This window comes from Mycobacterium botniense (genome assembly GCF_010723305.1).
GTDB classification, from domain to species: Bacteria; Actinomycetota; Actinomycetes; order Mycobacteriales; family Mycobacteriaceae; genus Mycobacterium; species Mycobacterium botniense.
Map to the genome: position 1 here is coordinate 1,426,268 of NZ_BLKW01000002.1, position 24,988 is coordinate 1,451,255.

The window sequence follows — 24,988 nt, forward strand, 5'->3', positions numbered from 1 at the left end:
CGTCGACCGCAGCGGACGTTAGCTGATGTCTCGCTCGCAGACCCCGGTCACCCTATCGCCATGTCTGCAAATCGCTTGCATGACGAGCTGGCGCGGCGTTAGCCTACCCACTACTGGCTCGAGGGGACGGGTGTAGCCATGGAAAACCGTGACGCCAGTGTGCTTGTGGCTCGGCCGCCCCGGGTAGATGGGGACGTCGTCAGCCGCTTTGCGACCTGCTGCCGGGCGCTCGGCCTGACGGTCTATGACCGGCGGCGCCCGGCGGACCTCCCGGCCGCCCGCGCAGGGTTTACCGCGCTGACTCGAATCGCTTATGACCAGTGCGACGCATGGACCGGACTGGCCGCCGCCGGCGACGTCTCACCCCGTGTGCTGGAAGCGGTTTCGCAGACCGCCGCGACCGCAGGCGTATTGCAGCGCCAGATACAACTCGAGCCCAAAGCTCTGGGATTCCATTACGACACCGGGCTGTATCTGCGTTTCCGGGCGACCGATCCGGACGACTTCCACCTCGCCTACGCCGCGTCGCTGGCAATGGCCGGACAGTATGCCGATGCGCACAAGCTGGTCAGCGATGTCGCCGCACGCCGGCCAAGCTGGCGCGAGGCGCGCTGGGTGGAAGTCACCATCCACAACCGCGCCGAGCGCTGGTCGGATGTGGTCAAACTGCTCACCCCGATCATCAACGATCCCGGCCTCGACGAACTCTTCTCCCATGCCGCCAAGATCACCCTCGGCATCGCGCTGGCCCGGCTGGGCATGTTCGCTCCGGCATTGTCGTACCTGGAGGAACCGGGCGGGCCTATCGCGGTGGCTGCTGTCGACGGCGCACTGGCCAAGGCGCTGGTGCTGCGCGCAGATGGTGATGAGGACAGCGCCACTGAGGTTCTGCAGGAGCTGTACGCGGCCAATCCGGAAAACAAACAGGTCGAACAGGCGCTCTCCGACCCCACCTTCGGGATCATCACCACCACCGCGGCCCGGATCGAGGCCCGCAGCGATCCGTGGAACCCCGGCACTGAGCCGGGCGCGGAGGACTTCATCGATCCCGAATCCCGTGAGCGCAAGAAAGTGCTTCTCGCTGAGGCGGAAAAAGAGCTCGACGAGTTCATCGGTCTTGAACAAGTGAAAAACCAAGTGGCGCGGCTGAAGAGCTCGGTAGCCATGGAGTTGGTGCGCCGGCAGCGCGGGCTGGAAGTCGCGCAGCGCACCCACCACCTGGTCTTCACCGGGCCGCCCGGAACCGGCAAGACCACCATCGCCCGCGTCATCGCGAAAATCTATTGCGGCCTGGGTCTTTTGAAAAAAGAAAATATCAAAGAGGTGCACCGTGCCGATCTGATCGGCCAGCACATCGGGGAGACCGAGGCCAAGACCAACGCGATCATCGACAGCGCACTAGACGGGGTGCTGTTCCTCGACGAGGCCTACGCGCTGGTCGCCACTGGCGCCAAGAACGACTTCGGATTGGTGGCCATCGACACACTGCTGGCCCGTATGGAAAACGACCGCGACCGGCTGGTCGTGATTGTCGCCGGCTACCGCGCCGACCTGGACAAGTTCCTCGACACCAACCAGGGTCTGCGATCGCGTTTCACCCGCAGCATCGACTTCCCTTCCTACACACCGGCGGAGCTGATCGAAATCGCCAACTTCATGGCCCAAAAGCGCGACAGCGTCTTCGAACCGGCCGCGCTCGAGGATATGGAACGACTTTTCGAGCAGCTGGCCACCACGTCCAAACCCGACTCGTCGGGAGTCGAACGTCGTGGACTTGACATCGCCGGCAACGGACGCTTCGTCCGCAATGTCGTGGAAAAGTCCGAAGAGGAACGCGAATTTCGGCTGGATCATTCTGAACACGCCGAAACCGGCGAGTTCACCGACGAGGAGCTGATGACGATCACCGCCGAAGACGTCGCCAATGCGGTGGAGCCACTGCTGCGCGGCCTCGGGCTCGAGGTGCCGGCGTGACGGGCAGCCAGCCGGGCGGCGACAGGCGTTCGTTCGCCTCGCGTACCCCGGTCAACGACAACCCCCACCAGGTGGTCTACCGCCGCGGGTTCGTCACCCGCCACCAGGTGACCGGCTGGCGGTTCGTGATGCGCCGGATCGCGTCCGGGGTAGCACTGCATGACACCCGGATGCTGGTCGACCCGTTGCGCACCCAGGCCCGCGCGGTGTTGATGGGTGTGCTCATCATGATCACTGGCCTCGCGGGTTGCTTCGTGTTCTCGCTGATCCGGCCCAGCGGGTCGGTGGCGAGCAACCCGGTGCTGGCCGATCGTTCCACCGCCGCGCTGTACGTGCGGGTGGGCGATCAATTGCACCCGGTGCTGAACCTGACCTCGGCCCGGCTGATCACCGGCCGTCCGCTAAACCCCACCACGGTGAAAAGCAGTGAGCTGGACCGGTTTCCGCGCGGCAGCCTGCTGGGCATTCCGGGAGCGCCGGAACGTATGGTGCAAAACAGCTCCCGGGATGCCGACTGGACCGTATGTGACGCGGTCTCAGGACCGGCTCAGGGGGTCACACTGATCGGTGGGCGCTTGGACCACAGTGGGGCCCGGGCCGGCACGCTGGACGCCAGACACGCAGTCCTGGCCGACAACGGCGCGGGCACCTGGTTGCTGTGGAATGGACGGCGCAGCCGTATCAACGTAGCCGATCGCGCAGTTACCGACGCACTGGGCTTGGGTGTCGATCTGCCCGCGCCGCGGCCGATCGCGACCGGTTTGTTCAACGCGATCCCCGAAGCACCACCGCTGACAGCACCGCTCATCCCGGGTGCGGGCAACCCGCCACGGTTCGCACTGCCACGGCCCGCGCCGGTGGGAGCGGTGGTGATGTCCTACGCCCTGGACAGCACCTCAGATCACAGCGTCCGGTACTACGCGGTGCTGCCCGACGGCTTGCAGCCCATTTCACCGGTGCTGGCCGCGATACTGCGCAACACCAACTCCTACGGCCTGGACCAGCCGCCGAGGCTGGGCGCCGACGAGGTCGCCCGGCTACCGGTGTCGCGGCTGCTGGACGGTACCCGCTATCCCGAGCAGCGGCTCACCCTCGTCGACCCCGCGCGTGACCCGCTCACCTGTGTGCACTGGAGCAAGCCGGCCGGAGCGGCCGCCAGCTCACTGACGTTGTTGTCCGGCTCGCTGCTACCGATACCCGATGCGGTCCGCACCGTGGAGCTGGTCGGTGGCGGTACGGCCGGCACCGCCACCCGGGTCGCGTTGACGCCCGGGACCGGCTATTTCACGCAGACGGTCGGCGATGGCCCGGCCACCCCCCCGGCGGGATCACTGTTTTGGATCTCCGACATCGGCGTCCGATACGGCATCGACACCGAGTCCAGCAGCGGGCAGAGCACGAAAACAGTTGAAGCACTCGGCCTTATCCCGCCTGCCGTTCCTATCCCGTGGTCGATGCTGTCGCTGTTTGCGCCCGGTCCCACGCTGTCGCGCACCGATGCCCTGCTGGCGCACGATGGCCTGGCGGCCGACTCGCGACCGCGCCGCCCCATCTCAGCCCAGCAGGAGTCCCGATGAGCCGACTGATCTTCGAAACACGCCGCCGGCTGCCGCCGCCGGCGGTTCGCAAAGGCACCATCAGCATCGAGCCGCCCCCCGAACTGCCCCGGGTGATCCCGCCCTCGCTGCTGCGGCGCGCGTTGCCGTATCTGATTGTGATCCTGATCGTGGGCATGGTCGTCGCGATGATCGCCACCGGGATGCGGCTAATCTCACCGCAAACCTTGTTCTTCCCGTTTGTGCTGCTGCTCGCCGCAACCGCGCTTTACCGCGGCACGGATAACAAGATGCGCACCGAGGAGGTCGACGCCGAGCGGGCCGACTACTTGCGCTACCTGTCGGTGGTCAGAGACAACATCCGTACCCAGGCCGCCGAACAGCGGGCGGCGGCTGAATGGTCGCATCCGGACCCGGCAGAGCTGACCGCTATCCCCGGGTCGCGGCGCCAGTGGGAACGCGATCCGCGTGACGACGACTTCCTGGTGGTGCGCGCCGGGCGCCACTCGGTACCGCTGGCGACGGCGTTGCGCGTCAACGACACTGCCGATGAGATCGATCTGGAACCGGTGTGCCACAGCGCGTTACGCAGCCTGCTTGACACCCAGCGCACTGTTCGCGATATGCCGGTCGGTATCGACCTGGCCACAGTGTCCCGGATCACCGTACTGGGTGACGCCGGCGAAGTTCGTGCCGCGTTGCGTGCCTGGATTGCCCAGGCGGTGACCTGGCATGACCCGACGGTTCTCGGGATCGCCTTGGCCACACCAGATCTGGAAGATTCCGAGTGGTCCTGGCTAAAGTGGTTGCCACACGTCGACATTCCCGGCAAGTTTGACGGCGCCGGGCCTGCTCGCTACTTGTCGACCAACCTCGATGCCCTGGCCCCGGCCCTGGGGCCCGCGCTCGCCGACCGGCCGACCTTCACAGCCGGGCCGACGGACGCGCTGCGGCACCTGCTGATCGTCGTCGACGATCCTGACTATGACGTCGCCGGCTCGCCGCTGGCTGCCGGATGGTCCGGCGTCACCGTTGTGCACCGCTCGACCACACCCCCACACCGCGAGCAGTATCCGGATCCCGAGCGGCCGATCCTGCGGATTGCCGACGGCGCCATCGACCGCTGGCAAACCGGGGGGTGGCAGCGCTATATCGACACCGCAGACCAGCTCAGCGCCGACGAGGCCGCTCACCTGGCCCGCCGGCTGTCCCGCTGGGACTCTAACCCCACCCATGCCGGGCTGCGCTCGGCGGCCACCCGCGGGGCGAGTTTCACCACGCTGCTGGGGATTGCCGACGCCTCGGCGCTCGACGTGCCGACATTGTGGGCGCGTCGTCCCCGTGAGCAGGAATTGCGGGTCCCGATCGGGGTCACCGCGACCGGAGAGCCGCTGATCTTCGATCTTAAAGACGAAGCCGAAGGCGGGATGGGCCCGCACGGCCTGATGATCGGCATGACCGGCTCCGGCAAGTCACAGACCCTGATGTCGATCCTGTTGTCGCTGTTGACCACACACTCCGCTGAGCGGTTGATCGTCATCTACGCCGATTTCAAGGGCGAGGCGGGGGCAGACAGCTTCCGCAACTTCCCGCAAGTCGTTGCCGTGATCTCTAACATGGTCGAAAAGAAATCGCTGGCCGAACGATTCGCCGACACGCTGCGCGGCGAAGTGGCGCGCCGCGAGCGGCTGTTGCGGGAGGCGGGCCGACGCGTACAGGGCAGTGCGTTCAACTCCGTGGCCGAATATGAAAACGCGATCGCAGCAGGACACGACCTGCCGCCGATCCCCACGCTGTTCGTGGTCGCCGACGAATTCACCCTGATGTTGGCCGACTACCCCGAATACGCGGAACTCTTCGACTATGTGGCACGCAAGGGCCGCTCCTCGCGCATCCACATTTTGTTCGCGTCGCAGACCTTGGATGTCGGCAAGATCAAAGACATCGACAAGAACACCTCGTACCGGATCGCGTTGAAAGTGGCCAGCCCCAGCATTTCTCGCCAGATCATCGGCGTGGAAGACGCCTACCATATCGAACCCGGCAAAGAACACAAGGGTGAGGGTTATTTGGTGCCCTCGCCCGGTGCGGCGCCCATCAAGTTCCGCAGCACTTATGTCGACGGCATCTACGAGCCGCCGCGCAAGACGAAAACATTTGTCGTGCAGTCTGCTCCGGAGCCCAAGCGGTTCACCGCAGGCCGAGTCGAGCCGGACCCGGACACGGTGATCGCCAGCGACCAAGAGGAGCCGGCCGGCCCGCCGCGTAAGCTGATCGCCACCATCGGGGATCAGCTGGCCCGGTACGGTCCGCGTGCGCCGGAGCTGTGGCTGCCGCCGCTGGACGACCCGATTCCGCTTTCGGCCGTGCTCGCGCGCGCCGGGATCGCCCCCCGGCAGTGGCGCTGGCCGTTGGGCGAGATCGACAAGCCGTTCGAGATGCGCCGCGATCCGCTGGTATTCGACGCGATGTCCTCAGCGGCAAACATGGTCATTCACGGCGGCCCCAAGTCAGGCAAATCGACGGCGCTGCAGACGTTTATCCTGTCGGCCGCGCACCTGCACTCGGCGGCCGAGGTGACGTTTTACTGCCTGGACTACGGCGGCGGCGGGCTCCGGGCGCTGGAGGATTTGGCGCATGTCGGTAGCGTGGCCTCCCCGCTGGAGCCTGAACGTATCCGGCGCACGTTCGGCGAACTCGAACAGTTGCTGGCTTCCCGCCAACGGCGTGAGGTCTTCCGGGATCGGCGCGCCGACAGCTGGTCACTCGACGACGGCTACGGTGAGGTGTTTTTGGTCATCGACAACATCTACGCCTTCAGCCGCGACAACACCGATCAATTCAACACTCGAAACCCATTGCTGGCCAAAGTAACTGAGCTTGTCAACGTGGGCCTGGCTTACGGCATTCATGTGATTGTCACCACCCCGAGCTGGCTGGAGATACCACTGGCGATGCGCGATGGCCTCGGGATGCGGCTCGAGCTTAAGCTGCATGACCCGCGAGACAGCAATGTCCGGGTGCTGGGCGCCCTGCGCCGCCCGGCTGAGACGGTGCCCCCCGATCAGCCCGGTCGCGGGCTGACCATGGCCGCCGAGCACTTCTTGTTCGCGACCCCGGAGCTCGACCAGATCGCGGCGATCAACGCCCGCACCCCTGGTGTCACCGCCCCGCCGGTGCGGCTGCTGCCCACCAACCTGGCACCGGCCGCGTTGGGCAGCCTGTATCCGGGCCCGGAGCGGGTCGTCATCGGGCAGCGTGAAGAAGACCTGGCCGCGGTGGAAATCAACTTCGCTGAAAACCCGCTGCTGATGGTGCTGGGCGACACCAAGTCCGGCAAAACCGCGCTGCTGCGCCACATCATCCGCACGGTTCGTGAGCACTCCACCCCCGAGCAGGTGGCATTCACCGTGCTGGATCGCCGGCTGCATCTCGTCGACGAGCCGTTGTTCCCGGACAACGAGTACACCGCCAACATCGACCGCATCATCCCGGCGATGCTGGGTCTGTCGGCGATCATCGAGTCACGCCGCCCACCGGCAGGCCTGGCCCCGGCCGAACTGTCCCGGTGGCGTTACCAGGGCCATGTCCACTACCTGATCATCGACGATGTCGACCAGATACCGGATACGCCGGCAGTGAGCGGGCCCTACGCCGGGCAGCGGCCGTGGACCAGCCTTATCGGATTGCTGGGGCAGGCCGGCGACTTGGGGTTACGGGTGATCGTCACCGCGCGCGCCACCGGATCGGCGCACGCGCTGATGACCAACCCGTTACTGCGTCGGCTCAACGATCTGCAGGCGACCACGTTGATGTTGTCGGGCAACCCGCAAGATGGCGGCAAAATCCGCGGTCAGCGGTTCGCCCGGCTGCCTGCGGGGCGGGCAATCCTGTTGGGTGACGCGGACACCCCGATGTATGTGCAGTTGGTCAACCCGCTGATCGACGAAAACGTGGCCATTGACGGCCGGTGAGGTTCATCGGAAGGAGTATCTGAGATGACACTGCGAGTTGTTCCCGAAGGCCTGGCCGCGGCCAGCGCGGCGGTGGAGGCGCTGACTGCGCGCCTCGCGGCCGCGCATGCCGCTGCGGCTCCGGCGATTACGGCGGTGGTGCCGCCGGCCGCTGATCCGGTGTCTGTGCAAACCGCGGCCGGGTTCAGCGCGCGGGGCAGCGAACATGCCGCGGTGGCGGCCCAGGGCGTGGAAGAGCTCGGCCGCGCCGGTGTGGGTGTGGGCGAGTCGGGGGTCAGTTACGCCACCGGTGATGCGGCCGCCGCGGCGTCGTACGGGATCGCCGGCAGCTGACGATGACTACCCCGATTGCGGCGGCATTCCCCGGGGTGTCTGCGAGCTCGCTTTGGGCAGCCCGACCGAGAGGAGGAAGGGGCCACACTGAGACTTCTTGTCCATCAACCGCACTCGATTGAAAGGTGTAATCATGAGTCTTCTCGATGCGCATATTCCGCAACTGGTGGCGGCGCAGTCCTCGTTTGCTTCCAAGGCGGCCCTGATGCGATCCACCATCAGCCAGGCCGAGCAGGAAGCGCTCTCAGCGCAGGCGTTCCATGTCGGTGAGTCGGCTGCCGCCTTCCAGGCGGCGCATGCGCGTTTCGTTGAGGTCGCTGCGCGGATCAACACACTGCTCGATATCGCCCAGGCCAACATCGGCGATGCCGCCGGCACCTACGTCGCCGCCGACTCTGCGGCCGCAGGCAGCTACACCGCGTTCTGAACTGCGCGACTGCTGAACATTTCTGAGTTCAGGAAAGGATTTAGGAAAGGAATAACGATGGCCCAGATCATGTACAACTACCCGGCCATGCTGGCGCATGCCGCCGACATGTCCGCCTATGCCGGCACACTGCAAAGTCTTGGTGCCGATATCGCCAGCGAGCAGGCTGCGCTGTCGGGCGCGTGGCAGGGCGACACCGGCATGACCTATCAAGCCTGGCAGACCCAGTGGAATCAGGCGATGGAGCAACTCGTGCTGGCTTACCGTGCGATGGCCGGCACCCACGAGATGAACACCACGTCAATGCTCGCCCGCGATCAGGCCGAAGCCGCCAAATGGGGTGGCTAAACCCTGAGCGAGATTAGGGAGATGCTCACATGGGCGCTGAACCTAACGCTGTCGAGTTGACCGTCGACCAGGCGTGGTTCATCGCAGAAACTGTTGGAGCGGGCACATTCCCGTGGGTGCTTGCGATCACCGTCCCCTACCGCGACACCGCGGAACGGTCGGTGTTCTTCGAACGTCAGGCTGCTGAACTGACCAGGATGAGGTTGTTGTCCCCGGACGGCGCCGTCCATCCCGCAGTGGCCGACTGGGTGCGGGTGGTGTGTTTCCCGGAACGGTGGCTGGATCTGCGCTATGTTGGCCCCTCTCAGGTTCTTGGTGGCTGTGACCTGTTGCGCGGCATTGTCGCGCGCCGCGCCGGCAGGACCGTGGTCGCGCTGCGCAACGCCCAGCTGATCACGTTGACAGCGATGCAGATTGATGACCCTCGTGCGCTGGTCCCGGTGCTGGGAGCCGGGTTAGCTCAGCGGCCGCCCGCGAGGTTCGATGAGTTCAGCCTGCCGGCCCGGGTCGGTGCCCGCGCCGACGAGCAGCTGCGTTCCGGCGCAGAGCTGTCGAAAGTCCTTGACTACCTGGGTATCCCGGAGTCAGCACGCCCCGTGGTGGAGTCGGTTTTCGCCGGCCCGCGCAGCTACGTCGAGATCGTCGCCGGCTGCCGCCACGACGGACGGCATGTGAGCACCGAGGTGGGGATGAGCATCGTTGACGCCACCGCCGGCCGGATCGTGGTCAGCCCCTCCCGCGCCTTTGACGGTGAATGGGTGTCGACATTTCGCCCGGGCACGCCGTTCGCGATCGCCGTCGCAGTGGAACAGTTGACCGCTGAGCTGCCCGGTGGCCAGTGGTTCCCCCAGGTGCGGCTGTCCCGAGATTTCACGGCCCAGCTGTCCTAGCACACGGTGGCCGTCTGGAGAGAGAAGAGGTAGTGATGTCCCTTGATGCGGGTACAGCGGTGATGTCCAGCGGTGCCATGCCCATTGTGCGTGTCGCCATCCTGGCCGACAGCCGGCTGACCGAAATGGTTCTGCCCGCGGAGCTGCCGCTGCGCGAAATCCTGCCCGCCATAAGGCGTTTGGCGGCACCCGCCGCTTCCGATGACGCTGCCGACGGCGGGGATGATGCGGCCGCCCCGGTTCGGCTGAGCCTCGCACCGATCGGTGGGGCGCCGTTCAGCCTGGATGCCAGCCTGGACACCGTCGGCGTCGTGGACGGCGACCTGCTCACATTGCAGCCGGTGCCGCCCGGTCCCGCCGCCCCCGGCATCGTCGAGGATATTGCCGACGCCGCGGTGATCTTCTCCGAATCCCGACTCAAGCCGTGGGGCGCCGCCCACATTCAGCGTGGAGCGCTGATTGCGGTTGCCGGCTTGGTCATCGCCGCAACCGGTTTGGCGTTCACCCTCCGGGTGCGCACCGGAGCCCCGGCAGGGCTGATCGCGCTGGGGACGGTCGCGGCGCTCACCGTACTGGCCGCTCTGCTGGCCCGGGCCCGCTCACCGTACACCGGGCTTGTGCTCTCTATCGTCGCGTTGGTGCCGGTTGCTGCCGCCTTGGATCTCGCAGTCCCGGGCGGAATCGGCGCCGCGCACGTGATGCTGGGCGCGGCCGGGGTCACCGCGTGGTCGTTGATCAGCCTGATACTGCCCACCCGAGATCGTGAGCGCGCGGTCGGATTCTTCACCGCCGCCACGGTGCTCGGCGCCGTGGTCACCCTCGCCGCCGGCGCCGAGTTGCTGTGGCAGCTACCGCTACTCAGCCTCGGCTGCGGACTGATCGTGGCTGCCCTGCTGATCACCGTTTCAGCAGCCCAGCTGTCCGCGCTGGCCGCCCGGTTCCCGCTGCCGGTCATCCCCGCACCGGGCGACCCCACCCCATCGGCGCCACCTCTGCCGCTGCTGGAGGATCTGCCGCGTCGAGTGCGGATCAGCGACGCCCACCAGACCGGTTTCGTCGCGGGCGCTGCGCTGCTGAGCGTGTTAGGTTCGGTCGCGATTGCCGGCCGGCCGGAGGCGGTGGGGGGATGGGGCTGGTATCTGGTGGCCGCCACCGCGGCCGCGGCGGCGCTGCGCGCCCGCGTGTGGGATTCAGCGGCCTGTAAAGCCTGGCTGTTGGCCCAGCCCTACCTGGTGACCGTTGCGTTGTTGGTGCTCTACACCGCGACAGGACGCTACGTGGCAGCGCTGTGCGCGGGGCTGGTACTCGCCGCGCTGGTGTTCGCCTGGGTGGTGGTCGCGCTGAGTCCCCGGATCGCGTCGCCGGAAAGCTATTCGCTGCCGGTGCGCCGGGTGCTCGGTTTTGTTGCTTCGGGCATCGACGCGTCACTGATCCCCGTCATGGCCTACTTGGCGGGCCTGTTCAGCGTGGTGCTCAATCGATGATCCGCACGATCGGATTGTGTTGCTTCACCGCGGTACTGGCTGCTGCTCTGGGCTCCGCTCCGGCAGCGCTGGCGATCAGCAGGCCGGAGGTCGATCCCGCCGTACCACCCCCGAACGGAACCCCGGGACCTGTGCAGCCGATGGAGCAACGCGGCGAGTGCGTCACCTCCGGGGTCATCCCGGGCACCGACCCCCGCGCGCCCACGTCCAACCAGGCCATGCTGAATCTTCCTGCGGCGTGGCAGATTTCCCGCGGCGAAGGCCAGCTGGTGGCGGTCATCGACACCGGGGTACACCCCGGGCCGCGGCTGCCCAACGTGGATCCCGGGGGGGACTATGTGGAATCGACCGACGGTCTCACCGACTGCGACGGGCACGGCACCCTGGTCGCCGGCCTCATCGCCGGCCAGCCCGGCGACGACGGGTTCTCGGGGGTGGCGCCCGCGGCGCGGCTGTTGTCAATCCGCGCCACGTCGATGAAATTCTCGCCGCGGCAGCCCGGGGGTGACCCGCTGCTGGCGCAGGCCTCCCTGGATGTGATGACGCTGGGCCGGGCAATCGTGCATGCCGCCGATCTGGGCGCTCGGGTGATCAACATCTCCGAGGTGACTTGCTTACCCGCCGACCGGGGCCTAGACCAGGCAGCGCTGGGCGCCGCGCTGCGTTACGCCGCGGTGGAAAAAGACGCTGTCATCGTGGCCGCTGCGGGCAACACCGGGCCGGCCGGTTCGGTCGGCGGCGGCACGGCTTGCGAGTCGAACCCCCTCACCGACCTGAGCCGCCCTGAGGATCCGCGCGACTGGGCGGGCGTTACCTCGGTGTCGATTCCGTCGTGGTGGCAGCCCTATGTGCTGTCAGTGGCCTCCCTGACCCCGGATGGGCAACCATCGAAATTCAGCATGGCCGGGCCGTGGGTTGGTATCGCCGCGCCGGGGGAAAGCATCGTCTCGGTGAGCAACCGCGACGGCGCCGGCCTGGCCAACGGCCTGCCCAACGAGAAGCAGCAGCTGGTTCCGCTCAGCGGCACCAGCTACGCGGCGGCATATGTGTCTGGGGTGGCTGCGCTGATCCGGAGCAAATACCCGGACCTGACCGCGGCGCAGGTGGTGCAGCGCATCACCGCGACCGCGCACAACGGGGCGCGCGTCCCTTCCAATGTGGTTGGCGCCGGCACCCTGGACCCGGCCGCGGCCCTGACTTGGCAACTGCCTCCCACTGCTCAACCTGGTGCCGCGCCGGTGAAACCGATCGCCGCGCCTGCAGAGCCGCCGGCCAAAGATCCCACCCCGCGGACCGTTGCCTTCGCCGGGACCGCGGTGCTGGCACTGGTTGTTGTAGCCGCTGTCGCGATTGTGGCGCGCCGACGAAAGGAGCCTGCCGGATGAGCCTGCATCACTCGACCATCGTCTGGCCGGGTGCTGCGCGCAGCGCCGTCGCGCTGCTGGTGCTGGTGCCCGCCGCGATGGCCTATCCCTGGCAATCGATGCGAGAACAGGTAGTCCTCGGTATCGCCGTCGTCGCCGTGATCCTGCTGTTCGGCTGGTGGCGTGGACTGCACGTCACGACGATCCTGCGGCGACGGTTCGCGATGCTGCAGCTCAAGAACGGGAACCGGCCGCGGCGGCGAACCGGCGCCGATGTGCGGACCACCGCGCTGCTGCAGATCGCGCCGCCGCTCACCGGCCCGGACCTGCTCCCGCTTCCGCTGATCGCACGATATCTGAACCGCTACGGTATTCGGGCCGATACTATCCGGATCACCAGCCGAGACACCGCAGCTGAGACCGAGACGCCGCGGCGGACCAGCTGGATCGGACTGACACTCTCGGCTGTCGACAACCTGGCCGCGCTGCAGGCCCGCTCCCCGAGGATTCCGCTGCGCGAGACCGCCGACGTCGCAGCCCGCCGGCTCGCCGACCACCTCCGCGAGCTCGGCTGGGAGGCCGGCCTTGTCGCGGCCGACGACATCCCGCCCCTCTTCTCCCCGACCGCCCGTGAAACCTGGCGCGCGGTTCAGGAAGGCAGCACGGATTATGTTGCGGCATATCAGGTCAGCGTGGACGCTGACCTGCCGTCCACACTAGCGGCGATACGCTCGCATCCCGCTCGCGAAACCTGGACGGTGCTGGAGATCGGCGCGGATGGGCCCCGGCGAACCCTCGCGGCTGCCTGTGCGTTTCGCACCGACGCGCCGCCGCACAGCGCACCACCCGGCGTGTCTCCGCAACGCGGGAACCACAAGGCTGCGCTGACCGTATTGCATCCGCTGTCTGCCCAGCGACTTGGCGGGCATGCGCGGCCGCCCGACGGCCTGCTGGAGCGTTTGCCCTGGCCCAGCGCGGCGCCTGCTCCGGTGATGGTTCCGTCGCGGCACCGGGCCGCCGGTCAAATACGGGCTCCGGCATGACCATGCCCTTCCGGTACAGCCGCCGGCCGGGTGTGCCGCGGACCGGCAGCCGCCGGCCCGTGGATGGTCAGCGGCTGTGCGCGGCGTTGTCTGGCGGGTAGAACAGATCCGCCGCGTTGTGGTAGAAGACCGCACGCAGCCAATCATCGTCGATCCCGCGAAGCCGGGTAAGTGCCTGCATCGCCTCGAGATAGTGATACGGAATGTTCGGAAAGTCACTGCCGAATAAGATGCGTTCGCGCAGCTGCTGCAGCCGAGGCTGCTGGGAGCGAGGGAACGGCATGACCTCCTCGACGAACGACGTGAAGACCATTGTGGTGTCCAGGTGCACCTGAGCGGAACGCTCGCAGATATCAAGGAACTCTGTGTATTCCGGCATCCCCATATGCGCGATGATCAACCGCAGTTGCGGAAACCGGCGCATTAGTCGGCGGATCGGTTCCGGGCCGGTGTGCTGTCCCGGAACCGGGCCGGAACCGCAGTGAATGACGACCGGTACGCCAGCGTCGTGGATTGCTCCCCAAACATCATCGAGCAGCGGGTCGTTGGGGTCGTAGCGGCCCACCTGGACGTGGGCCTTGAACACCTGGGCCCCATCGCGGATGGCGGCTTCCACATAACCGCCGGCTTCCGGCTCAGGGTAGAACGTCGCGGTCTTCAAGCAGTCCGGAACCGAGCGGGCAAACCGCGCAGCCCACTGGTTGAGCCATGCCGCCATGTGCGGTTTATGCGGATAAACCAACGCAGTGAAGCCGCGCACACCAAACCGCCTCAGAGTATGAATTCGCCGAGATTCATTGGTGCGGTATGTAATGGGCCACGTCCTGCCCACCAGCGGGCCGGCCGAATCGAAATAGCTCCACACCTTGTCCAGCACTGACTTCGGCATGAAATGGGTATGCACGTCGATGATGCCGGGCAGGCCCAGGGCAGACCAGATCTGCCGTACCGCCAGGGTTTCATCCACGGTGCCCACCGTCATGTGCGGCGCTGCCGTCCGCTGCAAACGCTGCGCGGCCGAGCCGCGGGCCGTTGATCCATGTCTCTCCTCATCGGGAAACGCTCGGTAATACGGTTTGTCTATATCAGCCGGCTCGTGGTGGTGTTGACCAGGAGGTCCGATATGTGGGATCCCGACATCTACCTGGCCTTTGCGGATCAACGTGCCCGGCCATTTTACGATTTGCTGTCGTGGGTGGGTGCGGAGCGACCGCGCCGGGTGGTGGATCTGGGGTGCGGGCCGGGTAACCTCACGCTGGAGTTGGGACGGCGCTGGCCGGAAGCGGTGATCGAGGCGCTGGACAGCTCACCGGAGATGGTCGCAGCGGCGCGGGCGCGCGGTGTGGACGCCACCCTCGCTGACCTGCGGGACTGGAAACCCCAGATGGACACCGACGTGGTGTTGAGCAACGCCGCGGTGCAATGGGTGACTGAACACACCGAGCTGATGGTCCGTTGGGCTCGCGAGCTCGCCCCCGGGGCGTGGATCGCCGTTCAGATGCCGGGCAACTTCGAGTCGCCCGCCTACGCCGCGGTGCGCGCTGTCGCCCGCCGCGAGCACTTCGCGAAGACACTGCGCGACATACAATTTCGAGTTGGCATGGCAGCTCACCCGCCGGCCGTCTACGCCGAGCTGATGATCGACGCCGGGTGCAGGGTGGACGCGTGGGAGACCACCTATCTGCACCAATTAGCTGGCGAGCACCCGGTGTTGGACTGGATCACCGGTACCGCGCTGCTACCGGTGCGGGAGCGGCTCGACGATGAGGGATGGGAGAAATTTCGCCGGGAGCTCACCCCGTTGCTGGCCGACGCCTACCCGAGACGTCCCGACGGTATCACCTTTTTCCCTTTCCGGCGCGTGTTCGTCGTGGCGCAAGTGAAGTGAAAACCCCTGGCGGCGAGGGCGGCCCGACGCCACCGCTCGGCCGGCGCCAATCGTGCAGCCGGATAGCCAGATCGCCGGCGATCACCTGAGCATGGTCATTCTCGCCATCGGCGAGCGAATTGTGCAGAGGCTGATGCGCATAGTTCTCGATGTAGCTGTACCCCGGTGTGCGAATGGCCCGAATAGGGTGACCGCCGGCCGGGATGCGCCAGGCCGATCGGACCGTTGCTGTGCAGGTATTTCGGGTGAAAAGGTGTCCTCGCAGACGCCGAACACAACGGCGCGGTGGCATGTGTCCTCGCGGGATGCTCTCGTCGGCCCACTGGTCCAGTCGCGGCTCCGCAACATCGACATGCGCGTAGACGACCAGGCAGCGGCCAAAGGTCATGCCGGTGCACCAGCAGCACACTGCCGCATCGGCGGTCGGTCACCGTGCCAGCCACAAGCCTCTCCGGGTCAGTACCGCAGGCGGGGCTGCGCGAACGGGTTGGTGTGTGGGGCGGGCAGGCCACGTCTGCTACACAGCCCTGCGGGCTGGGCCGACATGCGCTGGAGCCGGTTCTCAGCGAGGCGTGACGGCCTGCAGCGCGTGTGCCGGTCCGAGCCGGGCACCGCGAACACCTGATCGGCGCAAGTGCGGGCAAGGGTTAAATCGGGTTCATTGGTTCGGGAGTTGGGCCTCACCGGCGTCGGGCCGCAGCATACCCGGTTGCAGCGGCGCACCCCACTGGTTCTCGGAGACGAATTCCGTCAACGGACGAGCGGAGGCCCAGCCATCCAGCTCCAGTGCCGGACGGTCCGGGAACTCGGGCACCGGGCCGAGGCACAGAATGGCCACCGGCTCAGCGTCGGCCGGCATCGCCAGCAGGGCGGCGAGGCGCTGCGGGTCGAACAGGGACACCCAGCCCAGGCCCAGGCCTTCCGAGCGGGCGGCCAGCCACAGGTTTTGGATTGCGCACGACACCGACGCAAGGTCCATCTGCGGCAAGGTGCGGCGGCCGAAGACGTAGGCGTCCCGGCCGTCGCACAGCGCCACCACCAGCAGCTCAGCGCACTCAAGGATGCCTTCAACCTTTAGCGCCAGGAATTCCTCGGCCCGGGGCCCCAGGGCTTGCGCGGTGAGCAGGCGTTCCTCGTCGACCAGCGCGTGGATGCGGCGTCGCAGCGTCTCGTCGGTGATCCGGATGAACCGCCACGGCTGCATCAGTCCCACGCTGGGCGCGGCATGCGCAGCGTGCAGCAGCCGCGCCAGCACCGGCTGGGGTATGGCCGCGCCGGGCACGAAGCGGCGCATGTCGCGCCGCTCGGAGATCACGCGATACACCGCTTGTCGCTCGTGGGCGCTGAACGCGTGATCGGCCATGGGGTCATCGTAGGAATCGACCCGCGGCAGTGGGATGGGCGGCCGGCGAGCCAACCTCGGGCCGGGCGGGTCGCCGAGGCTGCGTCGACACACCACGGCGGCCCATACCGGGCATAGTGAGTGCGGTAAGCCGGCACCCCGGCGGGAAACGCAAAGGAGATGTGCCATGAAGTTTCCTGATGCCCTTGATCAGTTGAGCGCCGACGGCATGGCCAGACGCGTTTACGGTGAGCCTTACCAAACACCCGGCGGCGTGACTGTGATCCCGGTGGCCCGGGTTGCAGGCCGGGGAAAGCCCGGTGAGGACACCAAGTTGGCGCGGTTCACCATCGCCCCGGTCGGGGTGTTCGTGGTGCGCGGCGATCGCGCGTCCTGGGTAGCGGCGGTCGATGTCAACAGGATCGCGCTGATCGGCGTGATCACTGGCCTGCTGTCGGCCGTGATCGGCAGTCTGGCCGTCCTGCGCCGCCCACCGTGGCCGGAGATAACACTGGGGCGCTCAACCGGATTCGGTGATTAACCGCCCCGGCTACGGGTGATAGGCGACACCGACCGCGCGGACGATATATTCCGGCGGCACGCCGAAGGCCAGCGATCGGCGCGGTAGCCCGGTGAGCACGTCGCCCGGGATCGTGGCCTTGTAGTGCAGCGAAAGATGCCCGCTGAACCTCGGGTCGACCTCAAAGACATCGATGTCAACCTGCACACCGGTCGACGAGATCACCGCCGTGGCCGCGCCGATCTGCGGCGCGTCCCACCGTGTGTCGACGGTCGGACCGGCCATCTTCGGCAACGTCGCCAGCGTCGCCAGCACCCGATCCGAGGTGAACACCAGTGACCCCACATAACTGGCGACACTGTGGGAGGCCCTTAAGCCCGGAATGGCGCCGCTGAACCGCCGGGTCACCGGCACATAGTCGGCGAGATACAGCAAGCCTTCCGCTTCGACCTCGGCACGCAGCTCGGATGGCAGCTTGCCGATACCGAACAGCCTGCGGACGATGACCGCCATGACACCAGTATGGCCGCGACCCGCATCCTCGATCCGGTAAGCGCTCGTGGTCGGGGCCATGCGACGGGCACCGACGCGGCGGTTGCCGTATCGGGCGGTCACGGGAGGATGCCCGCGATGATTTCGGCCGCATCCAGGAGAACATTTAATTCGAAGGCGCTTCCCAGCGTGACGGCCGCGGTCTGAGCCCCGAGCACCAAACCGATCGCGTTGACGGGGTTGGCGAGATTGTCCACAAAGAGACTGGCCTCGTATGCGGGGATACGGGTTAAGAACACGGTAGCGAAATCTGGCGTCCCACGACGAGTGCCATAGGCCGTCGATGCGTCAGCCGAGAGAGTGTTCATCACGTCGGTGAGCGGCAAGGCGGGATCACACCTCCGACGGGCGAGTCCTGGGGTCACACAGCACTCGAGAACCGCGTCAGCCAACGACACTGACTAATCGTTGTCGCATCTGGACCACAATGAAGTAGGGGTTCACACTCGCGCGTTTGGCGCGACAACAGGTTTCACCTGACTGCGCTACCGGGGTGTGCGGGGGACGCGGGCGAGCCACCCCTCGCACCGACCAGTTGCCTTACCGCGGGGCGTTTCCCGAGGCAGATACCCGTTGTCGGCGTAATGCGTTTCTCGGAGCGTAGTCAAAGGTGTTGACCCTCGGCGCCACCGAACACTGTGGGCGACTGGACGTTACGGTCCGATACGGATCTTGCCGGGTGACCACCAGCCGCTGCGGGTCGCGCGGCCCAATTCGAGGTCGGCAGGGCGTGCGTCGACGATGGTGTCGAACTTGCGCAACGACCCCCAGTCCCGGCCCCAGTCGCGCGACAGGTAAGTCGCCATCACATGCGCCCGCAACAGCAGGTCGGTGATGCCCAACAGACCCCCGTTGACGCCGTCTTCCCAGGTGTCGGTGTCTTGTTTTTTGGCGGTGTAGTCCGGGGTGATCCGGAACTTCGGGATCTCGGTGACACCGTAGGCGTGCAGCATCGGGTGCTGGCAGGGGAAGGCCAGCCCCACCGCCCAGTCCATCAGCACCGGCTGCGAGGAGCCGACATACTCTTGCAGCGAGCGCAGTTGCGGCACCCGCGGCGGAGTGACTGCGACCCAGTCTTCGGGGGTCAGTGACAGGTCCTCGACGACCAGCCGCACGGCAGTCGCATTAGCCGGAATGTGGGAGCGGGCGAACCGCAGATTGCGCCATGCCTTGGGCTGCTCCCCGTAAAGGTCGTAGGGCACCAGCCGGCCGGCGGGCACCACGGTGCCGTGCGGGCCGGGCCGACCGTATTCCAGCACCACCGTCTGCCCGCTGGTGTGGCCGTGCAACACGCTGTTGCCGGCAATCTTGCCCGCCGCAGTCACCACCACCAGTGGATGAGCCTTGTCCGGCGCCGGCAGCTGATACCACGCGGACGTGAGCCGGCTTTGCTGCTGGGGGCCGGTGGTGTAGCTGCCGGCCACTGGAACCCGCGCCGGGTCAAGGCCGTACGGCAGCGGCACCGTCGAACCGTTGACGCCAGGGGTTTTCAGCGTGGTCGGCGCATCCCAGTCGTAGTCGGTGCCCGGCTGTGGTGGATGATAGCGAATCGCCTCGGCCACAGTGTGTTCGGGCACGCCGTTAGGGGTGAACCCGACGGGGTTGGCACCGCCTAAGGGGCCCAACGGTCCCCATGGTCCTGGGTCAGTCGCCGACGTTGGCATAAAGCCGTCGTTGGGGTCCGGCTCGACGAGCACGTCATCGGCCAGCCCGCAGCCGCCGGCGAACGTCCGCAGGTTGGCCCAGCCGTTGGAATACGTGGGGTACTGGCGCACGATTCCCGTCACCATCGTCGCTACGAACACCAGTGCCATGAAACCCGCGACGACCGGCACCGGCGCCGCGGTCAGGGTCCGGGCCACCCAACTCTCGCCGCGGTCCTGCGGCGCGAAATGCAACCAGATCGCATACAGCGCAACCAATACGAACAGAGCGAAAAATATTGTGCTGACGGCGATCCCGTCAATCTTGGGCATCGAGCTGTTGAACGGAACGCCGTAGCTTGAGACATACCACCAACCGTTAGTGGTAGCAAAACACAGCGCCAGCAAAAACATCAGCGCCGCCAAAAACGCGATCCGGTTGCGCGACCAGCGCAGCACCTTCGGTGACACCAGTACAGTCGTCAGCGCGGCCATCGCCGCCCCCACCGCGGCGAACAAACCGAAGTGATGCACCCACTTGGTGGGAGTGAACATCAAAAAGAACATGGTGCCGAAGATGACGCCCATTAGTCGCCACGCCGGTCCACGGGCCACTCCGGGAACCCGCTTGCGCCGCAACATGATAAAGACTGCTGTGAACAAACACAGGGCTGTGATGAGGAAACCGAACCGGCGGGACAGTGAACCGTCGACGGTGGGCAGAATCAGGTAGTAGTAGCGCAGGTTCTCGGTGTACCAGGCTTGGCTGGGACCGATCGCACTGCGGATCCTGGTTGCTTCCAACACTGTTGCCAGCGTCTGATCGGCAAACACTACAGTCAGCACCACGAAACCCGCCGCCAACAGCGGCGCCACCAGCGGCCAGGTGCCCACCAGCCGGTGCCGGCGCACCAGGATCCGCAGGATCGGGCGGCCGCCGGCCACCAGCGCGGCCACCGCGATCAGGCCGGTGGGCTGGATCCCGAGGGTGAATGCGGCGGTGGTTGCCGCGAGCGCGGCAGGTGTCATCCGGCTGTAACGCATGGACCGCTCGATCAGCACATAGGTGACAAGCGACCCGAGCGCGATGATGGGCTCGGGGCGTAGCCCATTGTTGAACGGCATCCACGCGGTGAGCAGCACCAGGCCCGCCGCCCACACCGCAGCCTTGCTGGACGCCACTGCCGGTCCCAGCCTGGGCAGCACCTCGCGCGAGAGCAGGAGCCAGCACAGCAGCCCGGCGATCAGGTCGGGCAACCGCATCCAGATGCTGGCGTCGCTGACGTGGGTCATCAGGGCCAGCAGGTTGTAATACCAGCCGAACGGGTCTTCCGGACTGCCGAACCACCGGAAGTAGTTGGACATGTAACCGGCGTGGTCAGCGACACGGGCCATGCCCAGGATGTAGCCGTCGTCAGAGGAGTTGGCCCCGATCACATGCCAGAGCAGAAACCCGGAAATCACTGTGGCATCGGCCAACGTGAAGCCACGCCAGGTCGCCGGGATGAACCGGCGCATGCGGCGCCCGTCCAACTGGTCCAGCCGCCACAACGCGACCAGCGCGACCACGGTTGCCGCGATGGCCAGGATTATCGCGGCCAATTTGAGCGCGGTCGGCCGGGTGGAGAAGCGGGTGTCGATGGTCGCCGACAGTCTCAGCCCGGACGGCGCCGGGCCGGTCAGGTCGGTAAACACTCCCACGATCTGCGGACGCAAGTTGGGGTCGGCCCAACCATTGCGCACAGGGTGCCCGGACGGGTCCGTCAACCCGACGAAGCTGGCAAAGGTGCCGGTGTGCGAGGACGCGATCTCGATGCGCTGACAACGCGGCCCGGCCACCAGGTCGCGAGGAACGCTGCCGATCACGACGTTGCGATCGGTGATGTCGACCCGAGAGCTGGTGACGTTGACGAACAAGCCGTTGAGCGCGGCGTCCTTGCCGTGCTTCGGCGCCGTGCCCAGCAGCATCGCGCCCTGCGGCGGCACCGAGCGGACCACGCCGCACGGCACGGTCACGGTCATGGCGACCGGCGTCTGCGAGATCAGCGGCGCCGTGACGTTGGCCAGCTGGCCGTGCTGCGGCCAGTTCAACGTCGCCGTCGTCTGCACCACGGGCAGCAGCGGGGTGGCGATCGAGAGCACAAAGCCGAGCAGACCCGCGATCGTCGCGACCCGGCGCGTGAGCCGCACGTCGCGGGCCACAGCTCGAGTGGCAGCGGGAACTGCGGTACCGGTGACAGTCACGGCAGTGCTCGAATCGGTCCGGGCCGGCTCCAGCCGGGCACTGTGGTCACACCGTGCTCGATGACGGCATCCGGCGCTTGATCGGCTGGCACCAGCCGGTAGAACTTTTCCACCGAACCCCAGTCGCGGTACCAGTCGCCGCGCAGGTAGGTCGGGATCGTGGAGGTCCGCAGCAGCGTCCGGGTGAACAAGAACGGCCCGCCTTTTTCTGCCGACTCCCAGAGGTTGGACGACGCCGCCGTCTGTTTGTGGTCGGGCAGAATGCGGTACTCCGGAAGTTCGGCCACCCCAAGGTGTTCGGCGAACGGCCGCTGGCAGGGGAAGTTCGCCGCGGTCGCGATGTCCATAAACACCGGGGCGTGTGAGCCGATCAGCTGCTGCAGTGTCTGCAGTACCGGTACCCGTGGCGGTGTGAATCCGAACCACTGATCGACGCTGAGGTTGGGGTCGTCAGCGACGATGCGTGCCACATTGGCCTGCGGGGGTGCCCAGCTCAGCGGGAACCGCAGGTTACGCCACGCCTTCTGCGGCCCGATGTCAATCGGTTCGAATTCCCCGAGCGGCGAGACGGTGCCGTCTGGGTGGGCCACCCCCCATTGCAGCCGCAGCGGCTGCCCGTAGCTCAGTGTGCCGTCCTGTTCGTGAGACCAGATGGACCCGGCGGCGGCCACCACCACCAGCGGCCGGTCCGCGATGCGCTCCTTCCAGTCAGACGGCAATTGGTACCACACCGATGTCGCGTGCGCTGCCACGGTGTTCTCGCCGTAGCTGCCCATCACCGGGACCCGCGCCGGGTCCAGACCGAATGGCAGCGCCACCCGCGACCCGTTGATCCCGACCGGGCCGTAACCGCCGGCGGTGCCCGCGGAATCGCTCACCGCGGCGTTGGGCTTGTTGGGGGAGGCGTCGGAGTTGACCAGCCCGGGTTTGGAGATGACCGGGTCAGAGGTCAAGTCTTCGCTGACACCGTTGGGGTTGAAGCCGACCGGGTTCTCACCGCCGAGCGGCCCGTAGGGCCCATAGTTCTGACCCGGGACTGGTTGCAGCAGACCAGCGTTGGGGTCGGGTTCAGCCAGTACATCGTCGGCCATCGCGCAACTGGTGACAGAAAGCCCGCTGCGCAACGCGTCCAGGTTTGCTTTGGCGGTGGTGTAGACGGGGTAACGTGCTGCGCCGGCCTTGGCCATCGAGCCGACCTCCACGAGCACCATCACCGACGCGACAACCAACAGCGGGGTCGAGGCCAGGATGCGGTTACGCCGGGTGTCCTTGACCTCGGTGTGTCCGGCATAGTCCATCCGGAAATGCTGCCAGGCAGCCAGTAGTCCGGTCGCGATCGAAGCCGCCAGGAACAGTGTCGTCACCGGATGGCTGGCGATGACCGGCTGGATGTCGAACCACGGCACCCCGTAATTGCCGACATAAAACCAGCCGTTGATGCCCGAGGTGGCCCACGCCAGCAGGAACAGCAACGCCGTGATGTACAGCGAGAGATTGCGTCGGCTGTGCAAACCGACCCGGGCTACGGTGAACGCGGTAACCGCGCCCAGCGCCCCGGTTAGTCCGGCGAATGCGCCGAATTGCACGGCCCACTTCGTGGGTGTGAACGTCAACAGCAGCAACCCCAGCGCTGTCGTGCCGATCAACCGCCATGCCGGCCCGCTGGCCACCCCGGGAATCCGGGCGCGCCGCAGCAGCACCACCAACACTCCGAACAGGCACAGCAGCAGCACCAGTACGGCAAAGCGGCGGGTCATCGACGCGTCGACATTTGACTCCACCGTCAGAAAGTAGTAGCGCAAAAACTCCTGGTACCACGAGATTGTCGGTCCGACAACGTATTTGATGCGTGCCGATTCGGCGACCGTGGCCAGCGTCTGGGCGCGAAACACGACGACGGCGATGAGGGATAACGACGCGGTCAGCACGGCGAGCGGCGCCAGCAGCCCGTCGGCGGGCCGGCGCCGGGCGATCATCTGGGCGATCGGCCGGGCTCCGGCCAGCAGCGGGGCGACAGCTATCACGCCCTGGGGGGCCAGGGTCGCGCTGAGCATTGCGACAACGATCGCCGCCGCAGCCGGGACCAGCCGGCGCGTGGCGAGCGCATTCTCCACCAGCACCCAGGCGACCAGCGTGCCGAAGGCGATCAGCGGTTCGGGGCGCAGCCCGTTGTTGAATGGCAGCCAGGCGGACAGGAACACCGCACCGGCCGTCCATATCGCGACCCGATTGGTCGCCAGCCCGCCCCTGGCGGGACCGAGCCGACGCAACATGCACCGGCTGATGATGAGCCAGCATCCGATCCCGGCCGCGGTGGCCGGGATTCGCATCCAGACACCGGCCGTGCTCACCGCGGCCAGATGCGCCAACACCGCCGGATACCAGTCGAACGGTGCCTCGGTCGTACCGAAGAACCGGTAGTAGTTGGTGACATATCCGGCACTCTTGGCGGTCCGGGCGATGATCAGGTTGTACCCGTCATCCGATGAGGTGGCACCGATGATATGCCAGACCAGCAGCGTGGCGATCACCGTGATATCGGCGAGCCAGCTAGCCAGACCGACCCGCGACCACGTTGCCCAGCGGTGGGTCGGGGCGCGCGGCGATCCCCCGAGCAGCCGGGCGATGGCGGGGGACCGGGGTATGGGTCGCCCAGATCTTCGGTCCAGGACCGTCAGCGCGGCGACGGCCGTGCATACGGCCAACGCGGCCAGCCCCATCACCACTTTTTTCAGGCCGGTTGCCCGGGTGATGAACCGGGTGTCGATGTCGATGTGCGCCGACAGCCCAGGCTGTACAGGCACCTTCAGATCAGTAAAAATCCCGCCGACTTGGGGTTTTTTCTCGGTCGGGAGAACGCCGGCAGCGCCTGGGATACCGACGAAGTCCGCCCCCGCTCCGCCGGTATCGGCCCAGATGTGCAGCACACTGCAGGCGCCGGCGGCGATCGCCGCGCGGGGCGCCACCGCGGCAACTGAGTCGCGGAACGCGACGACCACTATGTCGGTGTTGGCGCGCACGAATAGCCCGCTCTTGCCGGTCTGGAAACCGTCGGGGGGCAGCGTCGACAACACCAGGCCGCCGTCGGCGGGCAAAGTCGCGATCGCCGGGCACGGAATGGAGATGTCCATTGCCCGCGGTGCCCCGGACACCAGCGGGGCGGTGATCCCGGTGACATAACCCAGACGACTGCCCTGGGGCCACCGGATGGTCGCCGTGGTTTGGCGCACCGGAAGCAACGGGACCAGCGCACACAACAGCGTCCCGGCAATCCCCGCGGTGACGGCAACGATTCGCGCGATTCGCTGTGTTGATCGCTGGCTACCGTCGTGGGGCACGAGGCTCGATGGTAGGCGACGGTCTTAAGTCCGGTGAGGATGCAGCCCGGCGGGCCGGGGTGCGCAGC

Annotated in this window: 18 protein-coding genes; 12 read left to right on the plus strand and 6 right to left on the minus strand. The window is 66.7% G+C overall.

The window, feature by feature from the left end; genetic code table 11:
• The first annotated feature begins 138 nt into the window (after nt 1-138).
• The 10 genes from eccA to eccE all read left to right on the plus strand — a co-directional run bounded on the left by eccA (nt 139) and on the right by eccE (nt 13,393).
• Complete coding sequence (gene eccA, locus G6N08_RS06640; RefSeq protein WP_163755431.1) at nt 139-1,974, plus strand: type VII secretion AAA-ATPase EccA; 1,836 nt, start codon at nt 139-141, stop codon at nt 1,972-1,974.
• Nucleotides 1,971-3,551 (plus strand): type VII secretion protein EccB, encoded by a 1,581-nt coding sequence (gene eccB, locus G6N08_RS06645; protein WP_163755433.1) that lies wholly within the window; start codon nt 1,971-1,973, stop codon nt 3,549-3,551. The genes eccA and eccB overlap by 4 nt, the downstream gene beginning before the upstream one ends.
• Complete coding sequence (eccCa, locus tag G6N08_RS06650) at nt 3,548-7,504, plus strand: type VII secretion protein EccCa (protein ID WP_163755435.1); 3,957 nt, start codon at nt 3,548-3,550, stop codon at nt 7,502-7,504. The genes eccB and eccCa overlap by 4 nt, the downstream gene beginning before the upstream one ends.
• A 24-nt stretch (nt 7,505-7,528) precedes the next feature.
• A complete protein-coding gene (locus G6N08_RS06655; RefSeq protein WP_163755437.1) occupies nt 7,529-7,837 on the plus strand; it encodes a PE family protein in 309 nt (102 codons plus the stop codon).
• A gap of 133 nt (nt 7,838-7,970) precedes the next feature.
• Nucleotides 7,971-8,264, plus strand: a complete 294-nt coding sequence (locus G6N08_RS06660; protein ID WP_163755439.1) for a WXG100 family type VII secretion target — start codon at nt 7,971-7,973, stop codon at nt 8,262-8,264.
• 57 nt (nt 8,265-8,321) lie between these two features.
• On the plus strand, nt 8,322-8,612 hold the full coding sequence (locus tag G6N08_RS06665) for a WXG100 family type VII secretion target (protein WP_163755441.1): 291 nt from the start codon (nt 8,322-8,324) through the stop codon (nt 8,610-8,612).
• 29 nt (nt 8,613-8,641) lie between these two features.
• Nucleotides 8,642-9,502: an ESX secretion-associated protein EspG gene (locus G6N08_RS06670; protein ID WP_163755443.1), complete on the plus strand. Its 861-nt coding sequence runs from the start codon at nt 8,642-8,644 to the stop codon at nt 9,500-9,502.
• Between the two features lie 62 nt (nt 9,503-9,564).
• Entirely contained in the window at nt 9,565-10,986 is a 1,422-nt protein-coding gene (gene eccD, locus G6N08_RS06675; protein ID WP_163756780.1) for a type VII secretion integral membrane protein EccD, read from the plus strand.
• Nucleotides 10,983-12,371 (plus strand): type VII secretion-associated serine protease mycosin, encoded by a 1,389-nt coding sequence (mycP, locus tag G6N08_RS06680; protein ID WP_163755446.1) that lies wholly within the window; start codon nt 10,983-10,985, stop codon nt 12,369-12,371. The genes eccD and mycP overlap by 4 nt, the downstream gene beginning before the upstream one ends.
• Entirely contained in the window at nt 12,368-13,393 is a 1,026-nt protein-coding gene (gene eccE, locus G6N08_RS06685; protein ID WP_163755448.1) for a type VII secretion protein EccE, read from the plus strand. Before mycP ends, eccE begins: the two co-directional genes overlap by 4 nt.
• Before the next feature lie 67 nt (nt 13,394-13,460).
• On the opposite strand, the gene G6N08_RS06690 is transcribed toward eccE, so the two are convergent.
• Nucleotides 13,461-14,375 (minus strand): amidohydrolase family protein, encoded by a 915-nt coding sequence (locus tag G6N08_RS06690; protein ID WP_163755450.1) that lies wholly within the window; start codon nt 14,373-14,375, stop codon nt 13,461-13,463.
• A 141-nt stretch (nt 14,376-14,516) separates the two neighbouring features.
• Here G6N08_RS06690 and G6N08_RS06695 point away from each other — a divergent pair, with 141 nt between their 5' ends.
• Nucleotides 14,517-15,281, plus strand: coding sequence for a trans-aconitate 2-methyltransferase (locus G6N08_RS06695; protein ID WP_163756782.1), 765 nt, complete (start codon nt 14,517-14,519; stop codon nt 15,279-15,281).
• Nucleotides 15,282-15,939: 658 nt separating this feature from the next.
• Here G6N08_RS06695 and bluB read toward each other — a convergent pair.
• Nucleotides 15,940-16,644 carry a 5,6-dimethylbenzimidazole synthase gene (bluB, locus tag G6N08_RS06700; protein ID WP_163755452.1) on the minus strand — a complete coding sequence of 235 codons (705 nt, stop codon included), beginning with the start codon at nt 16,642-16,644 and terminating at the stop codon, nt 15,940-15,942.
• A 166-nt stretch (nt 16,645-16,810) separates the two neighbouring features.
• Here bluB and G6N08_RS06705 point away from each other — a divergent pair, with 166 nt between their 5' ends.
• Nucleotides 16,811-17,164 (plus strand): hypothetical protein, encoded by a 354-nt coding sequence (locus G6N08_RS06705; protein ID WP_163755454.1) that lies wholly within the window; start codon nt 16,811-16,813, stop codon nt 17,162-17,164.
• 9 nt (nt 17,165-17,173) lie between these two features.
• On the opposite strand, the gene G6N08_RS06710 is transcribed toward G6N08_RS06705, so the two are convergent.
• The 4 genes from G6N08_RS06710 to G6N08_RS06725 all read right to left on the minus strand — a co-directional run bounded on the left by G6N08_RS06710 (nt 17,174) and on the right by G6N08_RS06725 (nt 24,920).
• Nucleotides 17,174-17,656, minus strand: a complete 483-nt coding sequence (locus G6N08_RS06710; protein ID WP_163755456.1) for a hypothetical protein — start codon at nt 17,654-17,656, stop codon at nt 17,174-17,176.
• Nucleotides 17,657-17,754: 98 nt separating this feature from the next.
• On the minus strand, nt 17,755-18,021 hold the full coding sequence (locus tag G6N08_RS06715) for a hypothetical protein (RefSeq protein ID WP_163755458.1): 267 nt from the start codon (nt 18,019-18,021) through the stop codon (nt 17,755-17,757).
• Nucleotides 18,022-18,348: 327 nt separating this feature from the next.
• On the minus strand, nt 18,349-21,582 hold the full coding sequence (locus G6N08_RS06720; RefSeq protein WP_174813257.1) for an arabinosyltransferase domain-containing protein: 3,234 nt from the start codon (nt 21,580-21,582) through the stop codon (nt 18,349-18,351).
• Nucleotides 21,579-24,920, minus strand: a complete 3,342-nt coding sequence (locus G6N08_RS06725) for an arabinosyltransferase domain-containing protein (RefSeq protein ID WP_163755460.1) — start codon at nt 24,918-24,920, stop codon at nt 21,579-21,581. Before G6N08_RS06725 ends, G6N08_RS06720 begins: the two co-directional genes overlap by 4 nt.
• Between the last annotated feature and the right edge of the window lie 68 nt (nt 24,921-24,988).